General features: G+C 74.3%; 16 protein-coding genes. 7 read left to right on the forward strand and 9 right to left on the reverse strand.

The features are described from left to right. Positions 1-28: 28 nt before the first annotated feature. Positions 29-1,213, forward strand: a complete 1,185-nt coding sequence (locus ACZ4WZ_RS24490; RefSeq protein WP_467893428.1) for an acyl-CoA dehydrogenase family protein — start codon at positions 29-31, stop codon at positions 1,211-1,213. Between the two features lie 56 nt (positions 1,214-1,269). Here the strand turns inward: ACZ4WZ_RS24490 and ACZ4WZ_RS24495 are convergent, their stop codons facing one another. Next, positions 1,270-1,728: a cell division protein SepF gene (locus ACZ4WZ_RS24495; protein WP_388943378.1), complete on the reverse strand. Its 459-nt coding sequence runs from the start codon at positions 1,726-1,728 to the stop codon at positions 1,270-1,272. Positions 1,729-2,011: 283 nt separating this feature from the next. Between ACZ4WZ_RS24495 and ACZ4WZ_RS24500 the strand changes: the two genes are divergently transcribed. From ACZ4WZ_RS24500 to ACZ4WZ_RS24515, 4 genes are all read left to right on the forward strand, one after another. After that, complete coding sequence (locus ACZ4WZ_RS24500) at positions 2,012-3,301, forward strand: DUF5685 family protein (RefSeq protein ID WP_467893431.1); 1,290 nt, start codon at positions 2,012-2,014, stop codon at positions 3,299-3,301. Between the two features lie 77 nt (positions 3,302-3,378). Further along, positions 3,379-4,188 (forward strand): DUF1684 domain-containing protein, encoded by an 810-nt coding sequence (locus ACZ4WZ_RS24505; RefSeq protein ID WP_467893432.1) that lies wholly within the window; start codon positions 3,379-3,381, stop codon positions 4,186-4,188. A 165-nt stretch (positions 4,189-4,353) separates the two neighbouring features. After that, entirely contained in the window at positions 4,354-5,238 is an 885-nt protein-coding gene (locus ACZ4WZ_RS24510) for a S1 family peptidase (RefSeq protein ID WP_467893434.1), read from the forward strand. Between the two features lie 82 nt (positions 5,239-5,320). Then, positions 5,321-5,800 carry a hypothetical protein gene (locus ACZ4WZ_RS24515; protein ID WP_467893436.1) on the forward strand — a complete coding sequence of 160 codons (480 nt, stop codon included), beginning with the start codon at positions 5,321-5,323 and terminating at the stop codon, positions 5,798-5,800. A gap of 21 nt (positions 5,801-5,821) precedes the next feature. Here the strand turns inward: ACZ4WZ_RS24515 and ACZ4WZ_RS24520 are convergent, their stop codons facing one another. The 8 genes from ACZ4WZ_RS24520 to ACZ4WZ_RS24555 all read right to left on the reverse strand — a co-directional run bounded on the left by ACZ4WZ_RS24520 (position 5,822) and on the right by ACZ4WZ_RS24555 (position 17,988). Next, positions 5,822-6,718 carry a DUF4231 domain-containing protein gene (locus ACZ4WZ_RS24520; RefSeq protein WP_467893438.1) on the reverse strand — a complete coding sequence of 299 codons (897 nt, stop codon included), beginning with the start codon at positions 6,716-6,718 and terminating at the stop codon, positions 5,822-5,824. Positions 6,719-6,801: 83 nt separating this feature from the next. Beyond that, positions 6,802-10,779 carry an FxSxx-COOH system tetratricopeptide repeat protein gene (fxsT, locus tag ACZ4WZ_RS24525; RefSeq protein WP_467893439.1) on the reverse strand — a complete coding sequence of 1,326 codons (3,978 nt, stop codon included), beginning with the start codon at positions 10,777-10,779 and terminating at the stop codon, positions 6,802-6,804. Continuing rightward, positions 10,776-12,212, reverse strand: coding sequence for a TIR-like protein FxsC (locus ACZ4WZ_RS24530; protein ID WP_467893525.1), 1,437 nt, complete (start codon positions 12,210-12,212; stop codon positions 10,776-10,778). Before ACZ4WZ_RS24530 ends, fxsT begins: the two co-directional genes overlap by 4 nt. Positions 12,213-12,255: 43 nt before the next feature. After that, complete coding sequence (locus ACZ4WZ_RS24535; protein WP_467893440.1) at positions 12,256-13,152, reverse strand: AAC(3) family N-acetyltransferase; 897 nt, start codon at positions 13,150-13,152, stop codon at positions 12,256-12,258. Next, entirely contained in the window at positions 13,149-15,404 is a 2,256-nt protein-coding gene (gene fxsBH, locus ACZ4WZ_RS24540) for a radical SAM/SPASM protein FxsBH, inactivated beta-hydroxylase extension form (RefSeq protein ID WP_467893442.1), read from the reverse strand. Before fxsBH ends, ACZ4WZ_RS24535 begins: the two co-directional genes overlap by 4 nt. Positions 15,405-15,431: 27 nt before the next feature. Next, positions 15,432-15,596: an FxSxx-COOH cyclophane-containing RiPP peptide gene (gene fxsA / locus ACZ4WZ_RS24545; protein WP_388943403.1), complete on the reverse strand. Its 165-nt coding sequence runs from the start codon at positions 15,594-15,596 to the stop codon at positions 15,432-15,434. 214 nt (positions 15,597-15,810) lie between these two features. Beyond that, the gene (locus ACZ4WZ_RS24550) at positions 15,811-16,662 is read right to left on the reverse strand and encodes an alpha/beta fold hydrolase (protein ID WP_467893527.1); all 852 of its coding nucleotides are present in this window, start codon (positions 16,660-16,662) and stop codon (positions 15,811-15,813) included. A 192-nt stretch (positions 16,663-16,854) separates the two neighbouring features. Beyond that, complete coding sequence (locus ACZ4WZ_RS24555) at positions 16,855-17,988, reverse strand: DUF3533 domain-containing protein (protein WP_467893444.1); 1,134 nt, start codon at positions 17,986-17,988, stop codon at positions 16,855-16,857. Between the two features lie 144 nt (positions 17,989-18,132). Between ACZ4WZ_RS24555 and ACZ4WZ_RS24560 the strand changes: the two genes are divergently transcribed. Together ACZ4WZ_RS24560 and ACZ4WZ_RS24565 are read left to right on the forward strand one after the other, a co-directional pair. Beyond that, positions 18,133-21,807 carry a DNA polymerase III subunit alpha gene (locus ACZ4WZ_RS24560; RefSeq protein ID WP_467893445.1) on the forward strand — a complete coding sequence of 1,225 codons (3,675 nt, stop codon included), beginning with the start codon at positions 18,133-18,135 and terminating at the stop codon, positions 21,805-21,807. Further along, positions 21,804-23,099: a DinB/UmuC family translesion DNA polymerase gene (locus ACZ4WZ_RS24565; RefSeq protein ID WP_467893446.1), complete on the forward strand. Its 1,296-nt coding sequence runs from the start codon at positions 21,804-21,806 to the stop codon at positions 23,097-23,099. Before ACZ4WZ_RS24560 ends, ACZ4WZ_RS24565 begins: the two co-directional genes overlap by 4 nt. The last annotated feature ends 804 nt before the right edge of the window (positions 23,100-23,903 follow it).

The following is a 23,903-nucleotide window of genomic DNA, read 5'->3' on the forward strand; positions in this document are numbered from 1 at the left end:
TGAACCACGTGGCCGCCGGGAGGCCCCTTTGTCCGCGCCGAAGACCCCGTTCGCCCCCACCGACCCGCTCGGACTCGACGAGCTGCTCGGCCCCGAGGACCTCGCCGTCCGCGACACCGTCCGTTCCTGGGCCGCCGACCGGGTCCTGCCGCACATCGCCCAGTGGTACGAGGACGGCGAGCTCCCCCAGATCCGGGAGCTGGCCCGCGAGCTCGGCTCGATCGGGGCGCTCGGCATGTCCCTGACCGGCTACGGCTGCGCCGGCGCGAGCGCGGTGCAGTACGGCCTGGCCTGCCTGGAGCTGGAGGCCGCGGACTCCGGGATCCGCTCGCTGGTCTCCGTACAGGGCTCCCTCGCCATGTACGCGATCTGGAAGTACGGCTCCGAGGAGCAGAAGCAGCGCTGGCTGCCCGGCATGGCCGCCGGCGAGCTGATCGGCTGCTTCGCGCTGACCGAGCCCGACATCGGCTCCGACCCGGCCGCGATGCGCACCTACGCCAAGCGCGACGGCTCCGACTGGGTGCTGAACGGCCGCAAGATGTGGATCACCAACGGCTCGGTGGCCGCCGTGGCCGTCGTCTGGGCCCAGACGGACGAGGGGATCCGCGGCTTCGCCGTCCCGACCGACAGCGCGGGCTTCTCGGCGCCCGAGATCAAGCACAAGTGGTCGCTGCGCGCGTCGGTGACGAGCGAGCTGGTGCTGGACGACGTACGACTGCCCGCCGACGCGGTGCTTCCGAACGTCACGGGGCTCAAGGGACCGCTGGGCTGCCTGAGCCACGCGCGGTACGGGATCATCTGGGGGTCCATGGGCGCGGCGCGCGCCAGCTTCGAGGCGGCGCTCGACTACGCCAGGACGCGGGAGCAGTTCGGCAAGCCGATCGGCGGCTTCCAGCTCACCCAGGCCAAGCTCTCCGACATGGCGCTGGAACTCCACAAGGGCATCCTGCTCGCCCACCACCTGGGCCGCCGCATGGACGCGGGAACCCTGCGGCCGGAGCAGATCAGCTTCGGCAAACTCAACAACGTCCGCGAGGCCATCGACATCTGCCGCACCGCGCGGACCATCCTCGGGGCCAACGGGATCTCCCTGGAGTACCCCGTCATGCGGCACGCCACCAACCTGGAGTCGGTGCTCACCTACGAGGGCACCGTCGAGATGCACCAGTTGGTCCTGGGCAAGGCGCTCACCGGGCTCGACGCCTTCCGGTAGACCGGTGAGGTCCCCGGTCGTCTCGTCCGGGGGACGCCCGGAGGTGTCCCCCGGACTCAGCTCTGGTTGAAGAAGTCGCGGGCGCGGCCGCCCGCCTCGCCGCTGACGATCTGGGTGTCGGCCGGGGTCAGGAGGAAGACCCTGGTCGCCACCCGCTCGATCGACCCGCGCAGTCCGAAGGTCAGGCCGGCCGCGAAGTCGACCACGCGCTTGGCGTCGGCCGGGTCCATCGACGACAGGTTGACGATGACCGGGACGCCCTCGCGGAACAGCTCGCCGATGCCGCGCGCGTCACGGAAGCCGTCCGGGGTCACGGTCGCGATCCGCCGGCCGCGCTCGACCGCGGAATCCGAGGCCACCTTCACCCGCGGGTCGGTGACCCACTGGTCGCCGGGGCCGGAGACCGAGCCCTGCTGGCGCTCCACCGCCTCCGCGTAGTCGTCGTCGTAGTACCGCTCGTCGTCGCTGTCCTCTACGAGACCCAACCAGGCACTCGCCTTGCGTACCGAACCCATGGACGCCTCCTTTCACCGTGGCCAGTCGTCTTCTTCTCCGCTGCCCCTATCGTCGTCCATGATGCTGACAACGCGCCAAGTGGATAGCCGCCGCGCAGATGTTTCGTGACGGGACTGGTGCAGAACATCCGTTGCACTGACGAGGCTCCCGGACGCTGCCGCTGCTGACTGAGTGAAAATACGACCGCCGCTGCCGTCCGGGTGAGCCGCTGGGGCGTAAGAGTGATCCGCCAGGCTGGATACGATGCCCCGGAAATACGCGTATGACACACGGGGGAAGCGGTTGTTCGGCATAGTCAGACCTTGCGCGCACCGGCTGGGCGAGCGCTTCAAGACCGAGTGGACGGCTCATCTGTGCGGGCTCTGCCTGGCACTTCGCGGTGACCACGGGCAGTTCGCCAGGATCGTCACCAACTACGACGGGCTGCTCGTCTCCGTTCTGACGGAGGCTCAGTCCGGGCCGCTGCCCGGTGCCCGGCGCACCGCCGGACCGTGCCCGCTGCGCGGCATGCGCACCGCGCCCGTGGCCAACGGCGAGGGCGCCCGGCTCGCGGCGGCCGTCTCGCTGGTGCTCGCCTCGGCGAAGGTACGGGACCACGTCGCCGACCGGGACGGGCTGTTGGCCCGCGCCCCGATCGCCGCCGCCGCCCGCAGGGTGGCCCGGGGCTGGGACCGGGCCGGCGCCCGCACCGGAGCCTCGCTCGGCTTCGACACGGCGGTGCTGGTGGACGCCGTGGACCGCCAGGGCGGCATCGAGTCCCTGGCCGGTCCGGGCACGCCCGTGCTGGTGGTCACCGAGCCGACGGAGACCGCGACCGCGGCCGCCTTCGCCCATACCGCGGTCCTCGCGGGACGGCCGGGCAACGGCCCCGCCCTCGCCGAGGCCGGCCGGTACTTCGGGCGGCTCGCGCACCTGCTGGACGCCGTCGAGGACCGGCGCGCCGACGCCGAGGCGGGCGCCTGGAACCCGCTCACCGCCACCGGCACCTCCCTCGCCGAGGCCCGCCGGCTGTGCGACGACGCGCTGCACGGGATACGGCTGGCGCTGCGCGAGGTGGAGTTCGCCGACGCGGGGCTCGCCCACCGGCTGCTGGTGCACGAGCTGCGCACCTCCGTGGACCGGGCGTTCGGCACCTCCTCGTGCGGGCACACCGCCGCGCACGCCGCGGGCCAGGGCTACGGGCAGCCCCCGCAGGGGTACGGACAGCCCCCGCAGGGCCATGCCACGGGTGCGCCGCACGCCGCGTACGGCCAGGGCGGCCCGTACGGCGGGGGCCAGGCCGGCCCGTACGCCCCGGGCGGGCCCGGGATGCCGCCGCCGATGGGTCCGGGCGGCCCCGGCGGTGGCGGCGGTGGCGGCTTCGGCGGGCCGCCCCCGCAGAAGCCGCGCCGCGGGCTGCTGCACGGCTGCGCGGTGGCGATCGGCCTCTTCTGCACCTGCCAGCTCTGCTGCACCGAACACGAAGGCCCCTGGTCCCGGCAGAAGCGAGACGCGTGGTGCGACAACTGTGACGGGTGCGACTGCTGCAACTGTGACGGCTGCTGCTGTGACGGGTGCGGCTGCGACTGCTGATCCGGCGTCAGTTTCCGCAGGCCCGGACGGGTTACCCGGAGGTTCCCGTCCGGCCGGTGGGGGAAGGGCTGAGCGGCATGAGCGCCGAAGAAGCGAGCACGGCCTGGCGGGAGTGGCACGAGCACCGGGTGGCCACCGTCTCCGCCCCCTACGGACCCCTCGCCCTGACGGGCACCCACTGGATCGCCGACTACCCGGAAGGTCGAATTCCCGCCGTTCCGGGACACTGGCGCGTCCAGGGTGAAGCGGTGGTGCTGACCGCCGCCGCCGAGGACGGCCTCGCGCTCGACGGACAACCCCTCCCGGGGCGGGCCGTCCTCACCGCGGACGAGGGCGGGCCCGCGCACTCCCGGCTGACGGCCGGGGAGGTGCGGCTCCCGGTGATCCGGCGCGAGGGGCAGTGGGCGGTGCGCGTCTACGACCCGGGGGCGGCGGCCCGGCGCGCCTTCGAAGGCATCGAGGTCACCCCGTGCGACCCCGCCTTCGTGCTGCCGGGACGCTTCCGCCCGTACCCCGGGCCGCGGACGGTCCAGGTCGGCAACGCCGACGGACGCGCCCGCGGGCTCGGCCTCGGCGGCGAGCTGGGCTTCACCCGCGATGGCGTCGCGCACACCCTCCAGGTGGCCGTGGACGCGGAGGACGGCAGCCTCTGGGCCGTCTTCGGCGATGCCACCAGCGGCAGTTCCAGCTACCGCTTCCGCTTCCTGCACCCCGGCACCCCCGGCCCGGACGGATCCGTCACCGTGGACCTCAACCGTGCCCAGTTGCCGCCCTGCGCCTTCGCCGACCACTTCATCTGCCCGTTCCCGCCCCCCGGCAACACCCTGCCCTTCGAGGTCGCCGCCGGGGAGCGACGGCTGAAAGGCGCCCTTGCCGCCGGATACTGACGCCCGCACACTCCCGTTCAGCGTCACCCGGCGGACTTGTCAGGGCCACGTCGAGAGTGCGGCTTCCCGGCCGCGCCCCCGCAGTGTCCCCCCACCGCCGCTCACGGGCTCCGGCACCCCCACCACCCGAGCCGGGCCCCCGATCCCCACCCGGGAGGACGTGAAATGAGGACCAACAGCACCACCCGACTGCGGCTGCTCGCCCTGGCCGCCGGCCTGGCCGCCACGGCGGCCCTCGCCGCCCCCACCGCCGCCAGCGCGGACGACAACGGCACCGGCTTCAGCGCCGACCGGCTCGCCGCCGCAGGGGCCTCCGTCCTGCGCGCCGACGTCGCCGGCACCGCCTGGCACACCGACCCCGCCACCGGCACCCTCGTGGTCACCGCCGACTCCACCGTCACCAGCGCCGACATCGCCAGAATCCGCCGCGAGGCCGGCCCGGACGCCGCCGCCCTGCGCATCGAACGCACCCCCGGCAAGCTGACCAAGCTGCTCTCCGGCGGCGACGCCATCTACGCCAACAGCTGGCGCTGCTCGCTCGGCTTCAACGTCCGCAGCGGAACCAACTACTACGCCCTGACCGCCGGCCACTGCACCGAGGGCGCGGGCACCTGGTGGGCCAACTCCGCCCGCACCACCGTCGTCGGCTCCACCGCGGGCAGCAGCTTCCCGACCAACGACTACGGGCTGATCAAGTACGCCAGCAACAGCCCGGTCCCGCCCGGCACCGTCGGCGGCCAGGACATCACCAGCGCCGTCAACGCCAGCACCGGTATGTCCGTCACCCGGCGCGGCTCCACGACCGGCGCCCACAGCGGCTCCGTGACCGGCCTCAACGCCACCGTGAACTACGGCGGCGGCGACATCGTCTACGGCATGATCAAGACCAACGTCTGCGCCGAACCCGGCGACAGCGGCGGCCCCCTCTACTCCGGCAGCCGCGCCGTCGGCCTCACCTCCGGCGGCAGCGGCAACTGCTCCTCGGGCGGCACCACCTACTTCCAGCCCGTCGTCGAAGCCCTGAACGCCTACGGCGTCAGCGTCTACTGACCCGCCGGCCCCCGGCACAGGCACCCTGGACGTCCTCCCTCCTTCTGGGAGGATGTCCAGGGCGTCCCGGGGAGGAGCTCCTATGAAGCGCATCGGCGTGACCGGCCACCGGTCGATTCCCGACGAGGTGCTCGGCCACGTGGAGGAAGGCGTGCGGGCCGTCCTCGCGGGCCACCGGGGGCCCCTGGAGGCCTTCTCCAGCCTCGCCGACGGAGCCGACCAGCTCTTCGCCGACATCGCCCTGGAACACGGCGCCGACCTCACCGTCGTGATCCCCAGCGGGGACTACGAGGACACCTTCGAGGACCCGGACGCCCTCGCCCGCTACCGGCGGCTCAGGCGCCGCGCCGCCCAGGAGGTCCGCATGGCCTTCGCCCGCTCCACCGACGAGGCCTACTACGCCGCCGGCACCTACATCGCCGACTGCTGCGACCGGCTCGTCGCCGTCTGGGACGGCCTCCCCGCGCGCGGCCACGGCGGCACCGGCGAGATCGTCGCCTACGCCCGGGCCCTCGGCAAACCCGTCACCGTCATCTGGCGCGAGGGCGCGACCCGCGACTGAACCACGCCCCCTCCGCCCGGCTCAACTGCTGTGCCGCGCCAGCCAGTCGGTGTGCTGCGGGGACACGTACCGCTCCGTCTCGTAGACGGCGGACGGCCACTGGGACTCCGTGATGGTCGTCTGCATCACCACCATCATCGCCGACAGGTCCTGCTCGATCAGGGTGTGCGCCTCGATCAGCGGATGGTGGCGGCGCACCTCGTTCCAGGCGATCCCCGCCGCCGCGGCCGCGCTCAGCAGCCCCGCCGCACCCGCTCCCGGACCCGAGCCGAAGACACCCAGCAGCGCCAGCAGCAGCGCCAGGCACGTCAGCAGCACGATCGTCCACGACCACAGCACGGTCGTCCGCCGCGCCCCCTCCGTCCGGCGCCGGTACCAGTCGCGCTGCTCGATCAGCCGGTCCCGGACGTACGTCTCCCTGCGCACCTGGTAGTCCAGCCCGCGCAGCCGCTGCATCGCCCCCGTGATCTCCCCTCCCTCCGGCACCAGGCCCGCCGTCCGCGGATCCTGCCAGCCCATCTTGCGCAGCTCGTCCAGCCCCTTCTCCAGCCGCGCCCGGTACACCCCCTCCGGCCCGGCGACCTCCGACCCGAAGGGCGCCCCGTGCACGGCGTAGCGCCACGCCAGGGACTTGATGAACTCGGCCGCGCTGCGGTTGAGCTGCCACTGCGGACGGGCCCGGCGACCGGCCGCCCGTACGCCCACGGCCAGCACCCCGGCGTACGCGAGCGCGCTCACCGCCGCGAACACGTGCAGCCCGCCCACCGCCGGCCCGGCCGGCAGGGCTGCGGCCCCCGCCGCCCCGACCAGCAACAGCAACTGCGCGCGCGTGGCCAGCGCGGACTCCCGCTGCCGGGAGACCGCCGCCTGGTCGGTGTGGTGGAAGAGGACCGGCAGGTCCTCGTTGCGAAAGGTCATGCTGTCGGGCACAGCGCCCCCCAACTCTCGGGTGGCGGACGGCGGGGACCCCGCGGCCACGGGGCCCGCCGTCCGCCGTCGGATCACACCGCGAGCGGCTCCAGGTCCCGGTGGACCCGCCGCTCGTCACGGGCGTACCGGGTCAGACCGTGGTCCTCCCCGAGCAGCCGCGTCAGCTCGGACACCGTCTCCGCCCGCACCCGCGCCGCCTCCTTCTTGCGGCCCATCATGTCCAGGCTGACCGCCATGTTCGACGCGCTCGCCAGGGTCTCCGGATGGTGCGCCCCCAGCGCCCCGCGCAACCGCACCACCGCGGCCCGCTCCAGCTCCAGCGCCCCCTCGGGGTCCCCCAGATCGGCCCGGACGTTCGCCAGGTTCAGGTGCGCGAAGATCGTGTGCGGGTGGTCGTCGCCCAGCACCTCGCGCATGCTGCGGATCGCCTGCCGCAGCATCGGCTCCGCCGTCTCCGCCGCGCCCGTCCCCCAGTGGAAGACCGCCAGGTTGTTGACCGCCGCCAGGGTGTACGGGTGCTTCTCGCCCGGCACCTTCATGTACTCGTCCACGACCTCCTGCGCCAGGTCCCGGGCCGCGCCCGCGTCACCCGTCGCGAACAGGTCCGACGCCAGGTTCAGCTCACAGGCCAGCAGGTCGGGATTGACCGAGGTGTACTTGGCCCGGTACCGGTTGCGGGTCGCCGTCGTCAGCCGCAGCGCGTTCTCCAGCTCCCCGGCCCGCCGCAGCGACACCGCCAGGTTCTTCGCCGCCGACAGCGTGCCCGGGAAGGCCCGGCCCAGCTGCCGCTTGTAGATCTCGTACGTCCGGCTCAGCAGCTGCACCGAATCGTCGTACCGGCCCACCTCGCGCAGGTCCCGGGCCAGGTTCTGCGCCGAGGACAGGGTGTACGGGTGGTCCGGGCCCAGCACCTCGGTGCGCCGGTCGAAGACCTCCTGGTCGATCTCGCGGGCCCGGGAGTACTGCCCCACCATCCGCAGGTTCAGCGCCAGGTTGTTCGCCGCGGCCAGGGTGCGCGGGTGCGCCTCGTGGAAGATCTGCCCGAAGCCCTCGTGGGCGGCCGTCGCCAGCTCCATCGCCTCCCCGTACCGGCCGAGCGCGCCCAGGTCCATCGCCAGACCGCTGGTGGTCATGTACGTGTGCGGGTGCGAGGGGCCCAGCGCGGCCCGCTGCCGGTCCAGCGTCACCTCGTCCAGCTCCTTCGCCTCCACGAACCGGCCCTGCGAACGCAGGATGTTCGAGAGGTGGAACCGCAGGTACAGGTACTGGAGGTCGTCGCTTCCCAGCATCTCCCGCCAGACCTCGCGCAGTTCCTCGCCCAGCGCGTACGCCGCCTTGAAGTCACCGCGCTTCCACAGGTAGCGCACCCGGTCGATCAGCAGCCGGCGGGTCTCCGGCTCCGTGCAGAACCGGGCCTCGGACGGGTTCAGGTGCGGCCAGATCGTGTTGAACCTCGGCCAGGTCTCCGGGTTGTCTATCGGCTCGTCGTCGTCCGGGCGCGCGCCCGCCAGGATCCGGTGCACCGCGTGCCGCGCCTCGCGCTGCTCCTCCTCCGACAGCTGCGCCCGGATCACGGCCTGGACCAGCCGGTGCACCTGGATGCTGTTGCCGACCTGGTCGACCTTGGCCATCGCGAACCGGCCGATCTCCCGGATCACCCGGCCCAGCACCAGCTTCTCCTGGAGGGAGGCGTCGTACGGCTTGAGCGCGTCGATCATCTCCTTGCTGTAGAGGAGGTTCGCCGATATCGGCTCCGGCGCGAAGAAGGCGCACAGCTGGAGCAGCCGCACGGCGGCGGGGGAGCGGGACTGGAGCCGTTCGATCGACACGTTCCACGTCGCCGCCACCGGCTGCGGGTACCCGGCCGGCTGGTTCAGGCCCAGCACCCGCGCCGTCTGCTCGGCGAGCTGCTCGAGGTACGCGGACACCGGCGTCGCGGTCTCCGCGATCCAGGCGCCCGCCTGCTCGACGGCCAGCGGCAGGTCGCCCACCGCCACGGCCACCTGCTCGGCGTCCTCCTTGCCCAGCCCGGGCGCCCGCCGCTGGAGGTGCTCGATGGACTCCTCGCGCAGGAACACGTCCACCGGCAGCGCGTCCCCGTACTGGGACCACGACTGGTTCCGCGAGGTCACCAGCACGTGCCCCGGGCCGCCGGGCGGGAAGAACCGCTTGAGCGTCTCCGGGTCGTCGGCGTTGTCGAAGACCAGCAGCCAGCGCGACGAGGGCACCCCGCGCCGCAGCAGGTCGATCGCCTCCTGGGACGCGGCCGACATGTCCTCGCCGGTCTGCGCGCCCAGCCGTACGGCCAGCTCCGCGAGGGCCGCGACCACGCCGTCCGTCTGCTCCGCGGAGATCCACCAGACCAGGTCGTAGTCGGCCATGAACCGGTGCACGTACTCCAGCGCCACCTGGGTCTTGCCCACACCGCCGAGTCCGTACAGGGTCTGCGGCTGCGGCAGCACCACGGCCATGCCGCCGCCGAGCTGGTCGCGCATCCGCTCCAGAACGATGGACCGGCCGGTGAAGCCGGGGTTGCGGGGCGGCGCGTTCCAGATCTTCGGGACCGTGCCCGGGAAGCGGGGGCCGGGCTGGGAGGCGCCGGCGACGGTGTCCGGCAGCGCCGCAGGCCGTTCCACCGCGCGCAGCAGGGCGGCGGTCGCGTGGACCTCGTCGAGCCGGAACAGGTCCACCGGGTTGCGGTCGATGTAGGGCGTGGCCAGGCGTACGTCGCCCACCCGCAGCGGCACCAGGTGGCGACGGCCCCCGGTCGGGTCCTCGGCGGCGGCCCGGTTCCACACGTCCACGGCCCGCGCGGACTTCAGGTAGGCGCTGGAGAGCAGCACCACGGTCCGGGCGGCGGTGTCCACGCTGAGCCCCGACCCGCCCAGGGTGTCGCCGGGGGAGGCGTCGGGAGCCCGCTCGGCGGAGACGTCCTTGGGGACGACCCGGAACCCGGCGCGGGTGAGCACCGACTCGATCCAGTCGGCCCACATCCGGTTCTCGGCGACGTAGGAGAGGAAGAGGTCGGCGGGCAGCGCCGGGCGGCGCCGCGTGAAGGCGTCGCGGATCCGCAGCCGCACCTCGTCACCGATGGCCGGCATGGAGGTGACCTCCCCGCCGGTGATCACCGTGGTGAGCCGTTCGAAGGCGGAGAGGAGGGAGTTGGTGAGCCCGGCCTCGTCGCCGAAGGTGGCCAGGGTCTCCTCGTAGGCGTAGTAGGGGCGGTACGGGATCTCCACCGCGCCCCAGTACGAGGTCAGCTCGTCGCCGACGAGCCCGTTGGGGAAGCGGTCGAACTTGAGCCGGGCCAGGGCGCGGCCCGCGTCGGCCTTCTCCTTCTCGCCCTCGTCGATGCGCATGGGCACCGGGTAGATCGTGATCCCGCGGTCGTTGAACCGCTCGTCGATCTGCCGGGCCACCGAGGCCGCGCCGTCGATGGACTGGTCGGACAGGGTGAAGCAGTCGACCAGGACGTCGGGGAGGTGGACGGTGCAGATGTCGGCGATGTCGGACAGGCCGGTGCGGCTGTCGATCAGGACGTAGTCGTAGTTCGCCTTCATGTCGGCCCGCAGGGCGTCGAAGAAGAGGCCGCCGCCGAGCCGGTCGTAGAAGTTGTCCCAGTCGAAGGTGGACACGGTCGCGGAGTACTCGCGGTTCTGCCGGCCTGCCGAGACGAAGTCGAGGGTGCCGCCGTCCGGGAACTCCCAGCCGTGGTTCTCCGGGGTGAGGGAGACGGCGTGCGGCTGGATCCGGGCGTAGTCCTTGTGCCAGTCGGCGGGGCGCTGCACCGGGCTGGTGGCGGCCCAGGCGTACTCGCTGATCAGGTCGATGACCCCGGTGGTCGCCCCCAGGGTGGAGGGGTCGAGGAAGGGGTGGAAGAAGCGGTGCAGGCCCGGCGCCTCCAGGTCCCAGTCCACGGCGAGGACCCTCTTGCCGTTGGCCGCGAGGATCCAGGCGGTGTTGGCCAGGGCCATCGTGCGGCCCGTACCGCCCTTGTAAGAGTAGAAGGTGACGATGCGTCCGTCTCGGCTGTCACGACTGGCTGTCATCCGCGTCCCCCCGGGTCTGTGTCGGTGTCTTCGCCGTGCTCGCCTTGCTCGCCGGTGCGGCCGGTCCGGTCGTCCGTGCCGTCGTGCCGCAGCGCGGAGGGGAAGGGGGCCGGCGGTGGTGACGCCGGTGGCCCGCCCATACCCATCGGTCCCAGCAGCCGCGGCCGTTCGGTGGAGGTGTTCCCCGCCGGCAGGTACACCTGGGCGTGTCTGAGGTACTGCTGGGCGGCCGCCTCGACCACCTGGGGAAGGATCTGCCCGAGCGTCTCCAGACTGGCCACGCCGTTGGCCGCGGCCCGGCAGGCGGCCCGGCCCTGGCTCATCTTGACCGGCAGGGTCTCCTCCAGCCGGCGCGCCAGCTCGGCCTCCCTGACCCGGCTCTGGTGGTCGTACCGGTTCCACGGCACGACCACGTTGATCCACGGGCGGTGATCCTGGTCGAACGCGGCCAGCCGCAGGCGGCGCTGCTCGTCCTCCACCGCCCACCGGTCGACGATCAGGATCTCGGGGCGGGTCGGCGGCAGCTTGCTGTCGAAGTGCCCCGCCTCGTCGTCGAAGGAGGACATCGTGGTCTGGTAGTTGAGGTTCCTGACCAGCTCCTCCGCGACGTAGGCGACGGGCCGCTGCGAGACCGGGTGGTACGGGTTCCAGTCCGTCGGGCTCTCCCCGTAGTACTCGGGGCTGCGGCCGTCCGGCAGGTCGTGCCGGGAGGCGGCGGCCACGGTCACGTGGAGGGTGCGGGCGGGGCCGGAGCCGGGGCCGCCGCCCTGGCCGCCGCCGTGTCCGAAGGCGCTGGGCACCACCCGGTAGTCCAGGGGGCGCACCGGATGCAGGCGCACGGTCTCCGCGACCCGGACGATCCGCCGGGCCAGTTCGTACACGGCCTGCTCGTACTGGTCGGCGTACCCGCGCAGTTTGATCAGCCCGTACAGTCCGTCGGTGACGTAGCGCTCGCCGAAGGTGTTGTGGTTGAACTGCAACCGCTCGGCCGGGCCGGGCAGTTGGGAGGGCGGAACCGGTACCCACAGGGCCGGGACGATGGCCTCGGCGGCCGGCTGGTTGCTGACCGCCCCGTGCTGGATGGTGCGCTGGGCGAAGGCGAACCACTCCTTCCCGCACATCTCGCTGGCGAAGTAGCGCGGCGAGAACAGGGGGACGAAGACCCGGCAGGTGGCGAGCGCCGCCCCGAGCCGCTCCGACCAGCCCTCGCCGCTGCGTATCTCCCGGTCCATGAAGCCCGCCTCCGATCCGGCGGGCAGGTCCGTGAGCGCCATGATGTGACCGCACAGGTCGCGGAAGAGACGCTCCACCCACATGTCGGGATCGGGTCCTCCCGGCCCGAACCTCGGTGTATGCGCATAACTGAGGAAAAAATACGGCTGCACTGATGCGGGCACACGACCCCCGTCCCGAAGCTGCGAGCGAAGAAACATCATTCCGGAGCTGCTTCGCCACATCCCCTCATCGTTCAGTCAATCAGCGTCTGTTTTCGGTCATCCAGGCCTGGGCGTGGTCCACGGCATGCGGAATCGAGAAGGACACGGCGGATGTCCCTCCCACCCGCCCCCTGCACACCAGCGAATCCGGAAACGCCCGGCCGATCTCCTCGAAATCGCCGTCGTCCAGCGCGACGTCCTCGTACGTCGTCCACTCCCCTTCCCGGGGGAGTCCTCGCCGCCCCTCCGGATGGTTCACCTTCACCACGCAGTCGTACATGCGCAAGGGGGGCTTCGGAATTCGGTACTCCGCGAGATGGAAAGCCGTACAGGCCGAAAATCCCACGTTGATCATGAGTACCCGTCCCCCCTCCCAGCACAGTTTTCCCAGGGGGGACTCCTCGCCCAGGTGGCTTTCGATACGGTGACCGGCGCACAGCCGGTGCGCGTCCGCGCCGAGCGCGGCGAAGGAGGTCTGCGGGTGGCCGCTGCGGGCGGCCCCGGGGGTGGTGCGGACCACCTCGGCGAAGGCGCCCACGCTCTGGCTCGGGGTGAGCTCCGGGTCGAAGGGCGGCATCCGCGCCCGGAAGGACGCCACCTCCGCCTCGTCGAGGCCGGCGATACGGGCCAGGTGGGAGGTGGAGGTGAGGGAGTTCTCCGCGGTGAAGGCGGGGACGAGCAGCGTGCCCCGGGGGCCGAGGGCCGCGAGCAGGGAGTCGCGCAGGGCCTCGGCGCGCAGCCCGGTGCCGCCGAGGGCGGCGTGCACCAGCAGGCGCTGCCCGGGGCGCACGCCGAGCAGCCGGAGCTGGGCGGCCAGCTGGTAGGGGGCGGGTGGGACGGGCGGGGTTTCGGGCGGGGGTGTCGGGCCGGGCGGGGCCGGCGTGCCGGGCGGGCCGGTTGGGGCGGCCGGGGTGGCTGGGCCGGCCGGGGTGGTCACGCGTCGACCGCCTTCAGTTCCCAGCGGAGCTCCGCCACCAGCCGCTTGCCCGTCACCGTCAGCTCCGCCGCCTCCGCCAGCCGGTCCAGCGCCCGGTGGATCCGGTCCGTGCCGCCCGGCTCCTGCGTGCCCGTGGCCCGGCGGTACGCCTCCACCGCGACCCGTTCGTGCACGTCGGCCAGCAGCCGCGACACCGGTACCGGGCGCGTCCGCCAGGGCGAGGGGTGCTGCCAGGCGCCGTCCAGCGCGTACAGGTCCGCCACCTCGGTCAGCTCGCGCAGCCGGGCCCGTCGCCGCCCGGTCAGCAGGGCCAGCGCGGTCTCCCTGACCCCGGCGGCGTACGGCACCCCGAGCGCGCCCGGCCCGTGCCGCCCGGCCTCGCCCCAGCCCCCGGCCCGCGGGCCGCCGGCGAGCGGCGTCAGGGTGCCCAGCCCGGCGGCGGCCGCCCGGGCGAACCCGGGAACGGCGCGGTGCAGCAGTGCCAGGGCCGCGTCGAGGCGGCCCCGCCACTCGTCGGCCTCCCCGGCGCCGAGCCGCAGCCGGGGCGGGCGGGCGAAGCAGTTGCGGTACGGGTCCAGGTCCTCCAGCGCCACCGCCGGCCCTCCGGTGCGGGGCGACCAGGACCGTACGGGCAGCCACCGCGCGTCCCCCGCCGCCGGGCCGAAGCGGTGCTCCGTACGCCCCGCCCGGACGACGGCGTACCCCTCGCCGGTGGTGTGCAGCACGGCCCGCCCCCGGGTGCCGGGCTCCCCGAGCCGCAGCAGCCCCAGCGTCGGCAGGTACACCTCCCCGTCGCGGTAGGACACCTCGGCCGGCAGCTCCAGCCCGCCCCGCAGCACGGCGGCGGCCGTCAGCGCGGCGAGCCGGCGGGCCGCGCCCGGGCCGTCCGGGCGCCCCTCCCGCACCGCGTCCAGGGCCTCCAGCACCCAGGTCCGGGTGAAGGGGTGGCCCAGTACGGCGTCCAGTGCCCCCGCGCCCGCCTCCCCGGCGCCCTCCACCCCGGCCAGCAGATCCCAGGCCCGCGCCCACCCGGGATCCCCCGCGAGGTCGCCGTGCAGCCGGGCCAGCAGGACCCGGGTCAGCTCCTCCTGGGACCGGGCCAGTTCGGCCGGGTCGGCCAGCTCGGGGGCGGTCTCGCGGGCGGCGGTGCGCCCCTCGACCCCATCCACCAGCTCGCGCAGGTCGGAGCAGTAGACGGAGGGGTTGTCGAAGCCGTTGTCCTCGCGGTAGCGGTGCGTGTAGAGGCCGCCTCCGCACGAACGTACGACAGGGCAGCGGCGGCACGTGCCGCTGACACCCGCCAGCCCCAGCTGCCGGGCCCGGACCCCGGGGTGCGCGGCGACCTCGTCGAAGGCGTGGTCGAAGACGTTGAACCCGGTGGCCGCGGCCCCGTCGAAGGCGCTCTTGAGGGAGTCGGCCTGCTCCAGCGTCCCGTCGGTCTCCACCACGACGAGGTCGGCCGGGGCCAGCCCCAGGGACTCCGTCAGGCTGGGCCCGCCGCGCAGCGTGGACAGCAGGGACTCGAAGAGCCGTACGGGCACCGGGCGTTCCAGCCGCTCCCAGCGGTCGAAGGCCCGCAGCAGCCAGCGCGCGTACGCGTCCGGGGCGCCGCCGGGGCGCTCCGGCGGGGTCTCCCAGGTGGCGTGGGGGAGCAGGAAGTCCACCCGGGGCGGTTCCAGCGCGACCAGCGCGTCCAGCACGGCGACGGGGTCGTTGGCCACGTCCACGGTGCACAACAGGCCCTGGTAGAGGTGCCGGTAGGGCGCCGAACGCAGCAGTTCCAGGGCGGCCAGCACCAGCGGGTGGCTGGAGCGGCCGTCGGCGAAGCGGCGGTGGCGGTCGTTGGCCGCGCGGTCCCCGTCGAGGGAGACGCCGACCCGGACGCCGTACTCGGCGAAGAGGTCCAGGTAACGGCGGCTGAGCTGGAGTCCGTTGGTGTGGATCCGCAGATCGAGGTCGGCGGTGCCGGCGAGCGCGTGGGTGAACTCCTCGCACACGAGGCGAAGCCGGTCCGGGCCGGCCAGGAGGGGTTCCCCTCCGTGGAGGATCACCGTGACGGAGGGGAGTGCATGGTCACGGGCATGTTCGGCGAGCCGCGACGCGGTCCGGGAAACGACCCCGGGGGAGATCACTTTCGGCTGGGCTCGCCAGCTCTGATCTGCGTGTTCGTAGACATAGCAATGATCACAAGCGAGATCGCATCTGCTGTGAACCTTCAGGACGATCTCGCGGAAAGCGATCGTGCGGGTCATTCCACCAGTCTAGAGCTCAACTCGTGGTCAGAGCGCGGAGTTGAAGATCGGTGCCTGAACGCGACGACCGGATTCCGAGGGAAGCACCCGCTCGAGCGCCGCGGCCGCGGAAGCGGCGCGGACGTCGATCTTCGCGAGCGGGACGCGACGGTCCTTGACCGCGCTGGTCGGGGGGGTTGCGGAAGTGTTCACGACACCGTCCTCGGGGAGGCCATCTGAAAGGGGCGGAAAGACACCGGCGCGCTGCCGGCCGTCAAGCGTGGACTTTACTCGCCCACACCCCATTGGCAACCGAGGCATGACGCCTGGCCAAGCGTTCTATAGAAAGGGTGGTGCATTTATCGAGGGCCGCATTCGGCCGTTTGCCGCAAGCCGCACGCCGGTTTTCCCCCCCCGGGGACAGCCCTTAGGCGGGCTGCTGTTCTCCGAGGGGCTCGCGCAGCAGCCAGTTGAGTACGCCGGGCAGCGCGCGCAGGGCCGCGAAGTGGGCGGCGGAGGGGTCGATGGCGGTGGTGGCGCCGGGGATGCGGCGGGCCAGCCAGCGGGAGTGGCCCACGGGGGAGAAGACGTCGAGCTCCCCGTGCCAGAGCAGTACGGGGCAGCGGATGCCGGCGGGGTCGAAGCCCCAGGGGCTGCTGAAGGCGAGGATGTCGTCGATCCAGCCGTACGCCGAAGCGCGCACGCCTTCGCGGTAGTTGCGCAGCAGCATCGACCGCAGACCGGCGTCCGAGACGATCATGCGGTCGCTGGCGGTCAGCTCCCGTCGCAGTTCGTCCAGGAGCCGGCCGGGGTCCCTGGCGATACCGGCGGCGCGCGGGATCAGCCGGGCCGCCAGCTCCTCGGGGTCGTCGGTGGCGGTGGTGTACTCGCGTACGTTCGAGGCGGCCATTCCGGCGAACCAGTCCAGGTCCTCCGCGTCCCTGGGGGCGATCGGGACCAGGGCGGCGGTCCGCGTGACCCGCTCCGGCAGCAGGGCGGCGCAGGCCAGGGCGCCGGGGGCGCCGCCCGAGCGGCCGGCCACGGCGAAGGTGTCCAGCCCGAAGGCGTCGGCGATGGCGGCCACGTCCTGGGCCACGTCGGCGACGGTGCGGCCCGGGTGCCGTTCGGAGCCGCCGTAGCCGGGCCGGTCGTAGGCGATGAGCTGCATCCGCCGCTGGTAGAGCACCATGCCGCGGGGCGCCGGGCCGAGCCTGCTGCCGGGCATCCCGTGGAGCAGGAGGACGGGCTTGCCGTCCGGGTCGCCCCAGCGTTCCGCCATCAGGGCGCGGCCGTCCGCGGTGCGCACCACTTTGCGCACGCGCTCCCTCCCTCACGTCCGACGCGGGTGGTCAGGCCGATTGTGCTCCCCGGTGGGGGAGTGCGGTAGGGCGCACTCGGAGGGGAATTCCCGTGCGAGCCGTCAAGGGGGCCTCGCGGCGGCGCGCCGGCGTCAGCGGCGAGGGGGAGGCGGTCACGGCCGGGGGCGCTCGGCGGGCTCCGCCGCCCCGCCCGCGAAGCGGGGGACGGACGGGGCGTCGTCGGGGAGGCCGCTGCCCACCGCGGCTCCCGGGCGGCCGCGGCGCATGACCGCGCAGGCCATGGTGATCACGGAGCCGGCCACCGCCCACACGGCCAGCACCAGCATGGGGGCGGCCGCGCCGTTGCCCTTGAAGTACGCGATGGAGCGCGCGGCGTACGTACCGGCACCCGGCGGCAGGGCCGGGCCGATGGCACGCCAGAACGGCGGCAGCAGCGGGTACGGGTAGGCGCCGCCCGCGCTCGGGTTGCCGAGGACCACGACCACCAGGATGGCCAGGCCGATGCCGATCACGCCCGCCACCCCCTGGAGGGCCAGTGTGAGCGCGCCGACCGCGAGGACGACCAGGGTGCCCAGCCCCCACAGGGCCGGGACCGAGCCGGGCAGGGCGCCCAGCACCGGGCCCGCGATCACCGCGCCGAGCAGCCCGGCGGTGACCGAGTACAGGAGCAGCGCTCCGAGCCGGATGACCGCGCGGTGGAGGTTGGCGGGCCGGGCGCCGGCGCTGATCGCGAGGATCGCGGCGCACAGGTAGCCGCCCACGCACCAGCCGACGACGAGGTAGAAGGAGCTCAGGCCGCGGCTGTCGCCCCGGTCGGCGGGGGCCACGTCGACGACCCGCAGGGTGCGGTCCTGGGCCTTCTCGGCCCGGCCGACGATCTCCTCCAGGGCCTGGGAGAGCGAGGCCCCGGAGCCGCTCGCGACCAGCAGCCGGTCGGCGGTGCCGGACGGGTCGACGACCAGCGCGCCGTCCACCTCCCGGTTCCGGATCTGGGCGAGCGCCGTCGCCTCGTCCTTGACGGCGCGGGGGTCGAGCGGCCCGCCGGGCAGGGCGTCGAGCCGCTTCGCGGTCTGCTCGGCGACCGGTCCGGCGGGGGCGGCCACCGCGATCGGGATCCGGCTGGGCTCCGGGTGGTGGAAGGCCCCGATGTACGAGGTGATGAAGGCCAGCTGGAGGGCCAGCACCCCCACGACCAGCAGGGCTGCCCGGACGCTCACGGCGTCCTTGATCTCGGCGAGGAAGCCGGCGGACGGTCCTTCGGGGCTGCTCTTGGCGGGCTGGGTCATGGCTCCCACGCTGGGCGCGCGCGGGGTCCCGCGCAGCAGGGAAGGAGCGAATGGATGATCGAACAACTGTTTCGCACGAATATTCGAATTGCTCTATGGTGGAGAAGGGGGAGGTCGAAGGTCGAGCGAAGCAGGAGGCCGCGGGTGCCCGGGTTCACGCATCTGCACACCGTTTCGGGGTTCTCCATGCGGTACGGAGCTTCGCACCCGGAGCAGTTGGCGGAACGCGCCGTCGAGCGGGGCATGGACGCCCTCGCCCTCACCGACCGCGACACCCTCGCGGGCGCGGTGCGGTTCGCGAAGGCGGCCGCCGGGGCCGGGATCCGCCCGCTCTTCGGGGTGGACCTGGCCGTGTCCCCCGCGGGGTCGCCCGGCGGGCCGTCGGCCGGTGCCGCCGGGGAGGTCTCGTACCGCAGGCGTACGCCCGTCAGGGGCGGGGCCTTCGTGGACGAGTCCGCCCCGCGCGCGGTCTTCCTGGCCCGGGACGGGGCCGCCGGATGGGCGGAGCTGTGCCGGATGGTCACCGCCGCCCATGCCGCCGCCCCGGGCGGGCGCGAGGAGGGGGCCGCGGCCGTCGGCCCGGGCCCGGGCTCCGGTTCCACGGCCGCCTCCGGTCCCGCGCCGGGCTCCGGTTCCGGTGCGGACGCCGCCGTCTCCGGGGCGGGCGGGCTCGCCGGGGCGGACGCCGCCGCGGGTGCCTCCGGCCCGGCCGTGCCCGCCCCGGCCGGGCGGGCACAGCCCCTGCTGCCCTGGGAGGCCCTGCGCGGCGACGGGGTGTTCGTACTGCTCGGGCCCGGCTCCGAGGTGGGCCGGGCGCTCGCCGCCGGACGCCCCGACCGGGCCGCGCGGCTGCTCGCGCCGTGGCGGGAGGTCTACGGCGACGCCCTGCGCCTGGAGGCCGTCCACCACGGCCGCACCGGCACCGGCCCCGGCTCGCTGCGCCTGGCCGCCCGTACCGTCGGCTTCGCCGCCGAGCAGGGCGTCGCGGCCGTACTGACCAACGCCGTCCGGTACGCCGACCCGGGCCAGGGCCCCGTCGCGGACGTCCTCGACGCGGCCCGCCGGCTCGTCCCCCTCGGCCCCCGCACCGCCCTCGACAGCGGCGAGCGGTGGCTCAAGGACCCCGCCGCCATGGCCGTGACCGCCGAACGGATCGCCGAGGCGGCCGGGCTGCGCCCCGCCGACGCCCGCCGGCTGCTGGCCCGGACCCGGGAGACCGCCGAGGCCTGCTCCGTGGACCCCGAGGACGACCTCGGCATCGGCTCCGTGCACTTCCCCGAGGCCCGCCTCGTCGGCGCCGCCCGCCGCACCGCCCAGCGGGTGCTCGCCTCCCGCGCCTCGGCCGGCATGGTGCTGCGCGGCTACGCCGGCCGGCGGGAGTACTGGGACCGGATGGAGGAGGAACTCGACGTCATCGCCCACCACGGCTACGCCTCGTACTTCCTGACGGTCGCCCAGGTCGTGGACGACGTGCGCGACATGGGCATCCGGGTGGCCGCCCGCGGCTCCGGCGCGGGCTCCCTCGTCAACCACCTCCTCGGCATCGCGCACGCCGACCCCGTCGAGCACGGGCTGCTGATGGAGCGCTTCCTGTCCAAACGCCGGCGCGTGCTGCCCGACATCGACATCGACGTGGAGTCCGCCCGCCGGCTGGAGGTCTACCGCCGGATCATCGGCCGCTTCGGCGCCGAGCGCGTTGCCACCGTCGCCATGCCCGAGACCTACCGGGTCCGCCACGCCATCCGCGACGTCGGCGCCGCCCTGTCCATGGACCCGGCCGCCGTCGACCGGCTCGCCAAGGCCTTCCCGCACATCCGGGCCCGCGACGCCCGGGCCGCCCTGGCCGAACTGCCCGAACTGCGCGAGGTGCGGGAGGAGGAGCACGGGCGGCTGTGGGACCTCGTCGAGGCGCTGGACGCGCTGCCGCGCGGGATCGCCATGCACCCGTGCGGGGTGCTGCTCTCCGACGCCTCGCTGCTCGCCCGCACCCCGGTGGTGCCCACCAGCGGCGAGGGCTTCCCCATGTCCCCGTTCGACAAGGACGACGTGGAGGACCTCGGGCTGCTCAAGCTCGACGTGCTGGGCGTGCGCATGCAGTCCGCGATGGCGCACGCGGTCACGGAGCTGCGGCGGGCGACGGGCCGTGAGCTCGACCTCGACGACCCCGCGCAGGTGCCCCCGGGCGACGGGCCGACGTACGAACTGATCCGCTCCGCCGAGACGCTGGGCTGCTTCCAGATCGAGTCCCCCGGACAGCGCGACCTGGTGGGCCGGCTCCAGCCGGCCGCCTTCCACGACCTGGTCGTCGACATCTCCCTCTTCCGGCCCGGCCCGGTCGCCGCCGACATGGTGCGGCCCTTCATCGAGGCCCGGCACGGGCGGGCCCCGGTCCGCTTCCCGCACCCGGACCTGGCCGACGCGCTGCGCGAGACGTACGGGGTGGTGGTCTTCCACGAACAGGTCATCGAGATCGTGCACGTCATGACCGGCTGCGGCCGGGACGAGGCCGACCGGGTGCGGCGCGGGCTCTCCGATCCGGACTCCCAGGGCCGGATCAAGGCCTGGTTCGCGGCGGCGGCCGCCGGGCGGGGTTACGCGCCCGAGGTGATCGCCCGGACCTGGGAGATCGTCGAGGCCTTCGGCAGTTACGGCTTCTGCAAGGCGCACGCCGTGGCCTTCGCCGTGCCCACCTACCAGTCGGCGTGGCTGAAGGCCCACCACCCGGCGGCCTTCTACGCCGGGCTGCTCACCCACGACCCCGGGATGTACCCGAAGCGGCTGCTGCTGGCGGACGCCCGGCGGCGGGGCGTGCCGGTGCTGCCGCTGGACGTGAACCGCTCGGCGGTCGCCCACCGCATCGAACTGGTGTCCGATGACCCTGACCGGCCGGAGCGGGAACGGTGGGGGCTGCGGCTCGCCCTGGCCGACGTCCACGGCATCAGCGAGGCCGAGGCCCGCCGGATCGAGGCCGGACAGCCGTACGCCTCCCTGCGCGACTTCTGGGACCGCGCCCACCCCGGCCGCCCGGTCGCCGAACGGCTGGCGCAGGTCGGGGCGTTGGACGCGTTCGGCAGCAACCGCCGTGACCTCCTGCTGCACCTGACGGAACTGCACGGTGCCCAGCGCGCGGCAGGAGCCCGGGGCGGAATCCGCGGCGCGGCCCAACTGCCGCTCGGCGGCGGCCGGTCCACCGCCTCCGTCGGCCTGCCCGACCTGACCGACGCCGAGCGGCTCAGCGCCGAACTCGGCGTCCTCGGCATGGACGCCTCCCGCCACCTGATGGGCGACCACCACGCCTTCCTCGCCGAGCTGGGCGTGACCCCGGCCGCCCGTCTGAGGGACACCGGGCACGGGCGGACCGTACTGGTCGCGGGCGCCAAGGCGGCCACCCAGACGCCGCCGATCCGCTCCGGCCGCCGCGTCATCTTCACCACCCTCGACGACGGCACCGGCCTGGTCGACCTGGCCTTCTTCGACGACAGCCAGGAGGCCTGCGCGCACACCGTCTTCCACTCCTTCCTGCTGCTCGTACGGGGAGTCGTGCAGCGGCGCGGCCCGCAGAGCCTGAGCGTGGTCGGCGCCGCCGCGTGGGACCTCGCCGAGCTGGTGGAACTGCGCGGCCGCAGCGGCCTGGAGGCGGTCACCGCCCGGCTCGCCGAACCCCTGACCGCGGGCGCCGCGGGCACGGCGGGAACCGCCCGCCGCATCCACCTCCCGACCGGCTACGAGATGAACCCCTGGGCCGACCTCCAGCCGCCCGGGGACCGCGCCGCGACGGGCCGCAAGCTGTGGCACTCCAGCCCGGGGAGCGCGGGATGACCGCCACCGCCGGCGTCCTTCACGTCCGCTGCGCCCCCGCCCTGTCCGGGGAGGGCTACCGCGAGGTGCTGGAGTTGCTGCGCGAGTTCTCCCCGCTGGTCCAGGCCCTGCCGCCGCGGGCCGCGCTGGTCCAGGTCCGGGGCGCGCAGCGGTACTTCGGCGCCGACTCCGCCCGCATCGCCGAGGTGATCCGGCTGCGCGCGGTGGCCCGGCTGGGCACGGACGTCCGGATCGGGGTCGCCGCCACCTGGGCGGTGGCGGCCATGGCCTCCGCCCGAGTCCCGGGACCGGGCGGGATCCTGGCCGTGCCCGAGGAGGCGGTGGCCGGCTTCCTGGACCCCCTCCCGGTGGAGGCGCTGCACGGGCTCGGCCCCCGGCAGGCCGAGGCCCTGCGCCGGTACGGGCTGCACACCGTCGGGGCGCTCACCCACGTCCCGCCCGGGGTCGTCGAGCGCATCCTCGGCAAACGGGCCGGCCGGCTCGCCGCCGAGCGCGCCCGCGGCATCGACCCGCGCCCGGTCACCCCGCGCGACCTGCCCTCCTCGGCCGCCGTCCGGACCGGCTTCACCCGCCAGGAGCTGGACGGCCCGCACGCCCGGGCCGCGCTGCTCGGCCTCGTGGTCCGGCTCGGCGCCACCCTGCGCGGACGCCGCCAGGCGGCCCGGTCCCTGTCCCTGACCCTGCAGTTCGCGGGCGGCACCCGGTGGGAGAAGTCCCGGCGGCTGGCGGAGCCCTCCGCCCACGACGAGGACCTGCGCACCCTCGCGTACCGCCTGATGGACGCGGCCGGCCTGCAACGGGCCCGGCTGACCGGCATGGTGCTGCGCGCGGAGGACCTCACGGGCGCCGAGGGCGTGACCCGCCAGCTCACGCTGGACCCGGTCCGCGAATCCCGCCTGACGGTGGAGGCCGCCATCGACCGCGTCAACGCCCGCTTCGGCCCGGGCACGGTCCGCCCCGCCTCGGTCGCGTCCCGCGCCCCGTCAGACGCCGTCCAGCATCAGCCGGGCCGTCTCCGCGCGCAGCGGGGTGGTCTGGGCCTGGATCAGGTGGAACTGGGCCTCGCGGGAGAGCCGGCCGGCGGTGTGCCCGTACTGGACCGCCCGGCCGCCCGCCACCGCCACACAGGTCGCCGCCGCCCGTACGGCCAGGTCCAGGACGGCGGCCCGGAGGGTGAGGCGGTCCCCGGTGCGCTCGCCGCGCGGGACCTCGTCGCGCAGGGCGTAGGCCTCGGCGCGCAGCCGGGCGGCGCGCTCGGCGAGGCGCAGGCCCAGCGCCTCGTACGAGGGTGACCGGAGGAGGAAGTCGGCGGTGGCGCGCAGGTGGCCGAAGACGGCCGGCTGCGCGTCGGCGTTCTCCAGGTCGTAGGCCCGGATCCAGTCGGCCCTCGGCAGCAGGCCGACCACCCGGTCGTCGGGTACGTGGACGTCGCGCAGCTCGACGGTGGCGGTGTGGGTGCCGTCCATCGCCCACAGCGGGGCTCCTGCGACGGCGCTCAGGCCGCCGTCGGTGCGGTCGACCAGGGCGAGCACCGCCTCGCCGGACGGGCCGGCGGCGCCGGTGAACACGGTGTCGGCCAGTTCCCACCCCGTCACCCACGGCATCCGTCCGTCGAGCCGCCACCCGCCCGGGACCCGCCGGGCCGTGACGGGCGGGTCCGGATGGCGCAGGAAGGCGAAGCCCGCGGTGGCACGCACCCTTCCGCGCGCGAGGTCCGGCAGCCGGCTCTCGCGCAGGGCGGCCCCCGCCGGGCCGGCCGCCTGGTGCAGGGCCTTGGCCAGCGGGACGTGCTGGGTCCACACGAACCAGGTCGACGGGTCCACCGCCGCCAGCACCTCGTGCACCTCCCGGACCACCTGACGGGCCGTGGGCCCGGCCGCGGGCTCCGGTTCGTATCCGACCAGCCCGTACGCGCCGGCGGAGGCGAGCGCGTCCAGATGCGTGCGCGGCACCCCGCTCACGGCGGTCCGCTCGGCCTCCGGCGCCAGTACGCGTACGGCGGCCTCCGTGACCGCGGCGACCAGCGGGTCGGCCGCCAGGCCGGGCGGGGTGGCCAGGGCGGTACCGGCGCCGGGGGTCTTCGGCATGGCCGTGAT

This window comes from Streptomyces sp. NPDC029122, assembly GCF_055569445.1.

Coding starts and splice junctions, on each gene's coding strand:
- ACZ4WZ_RS24495 (WP_388943378.1), bottom strand. CDS start 1,728: ATGGGTTCGGTACGCAAGGCGAGTGCCTGGTTGGGTCTCGTAGAGGAC.
- ACZ4WZ_RS24505 (WP_467893432.1), top strand. CDS start 3,379: ATGAGCGCCGAAGAAGCGAGCACGGCCTGGCGGGAGTGGCACGAGCAC.
- ACZ4WZ_RS24510 (WP_467893434.1), top strand. CDS start 4,354: ATGAGGACCAACAGCACCACCCGACTGCGGCTGCTCGCCCTGGCCGCC.
- ACZ4WZ_RS24515 (WP_467893436.1), top strand. CDS start 5,321: ATGAAGCGCATCGGCGTGACCGGCCACCGGTCGATTCCCGACGAGGTG.
- ACZ4WZ_RS24520 (WP_467893438.1), bottom strand. CDS start 6,718: ATGACCTTTCGCAACGAGGACCTGCCGGTCCTCTTCCACCACACCGAC.
- fxsT (WP_467893439.1), bottom strand. CDS start 10,779: ATGACAGCCAGTCGTGACAGCCGAGACGGACGCATCGTCACCTTCTAC.
- ACZ4WZ_RS24530 (WP_467893525.1), bottom strand. CDS start 12,212: ATGTTTCTTCGCTCGCAGCTTCGGGACGGGGGTCGTGTGCCCGCATCA.
- fxsBH (WP_467893442.1), bottom strand. CDS start 15,404: ATGACCCGCACGATCGCTTTCCGCGAGATCGTCCTGAAGGTTCACAGC.
- ACZ4WZ_RS24550 (WP_467893527.1), bottom strand. CDS start 16,662: ATGGCGGAACGCTGGGGCGACCCGGACGGCAAGCCCGTCCTCCTGCTC.
- ACZ4WZ_RS24555 (WP_467893444.1), bottom strand. CDS start 17,988: ATGACCCAGCCCGCCAAGAGCAGCCCCGAAGGACCGTCCGCCGGCTTC.
- ACZ4WZ_RS24565 (WP_467893446.1), top strand. CDS start 21,804: ATGACCGCCACCGCCGGCGTCCTTCACGTCCGCTGCGCCCCCGCCCTG.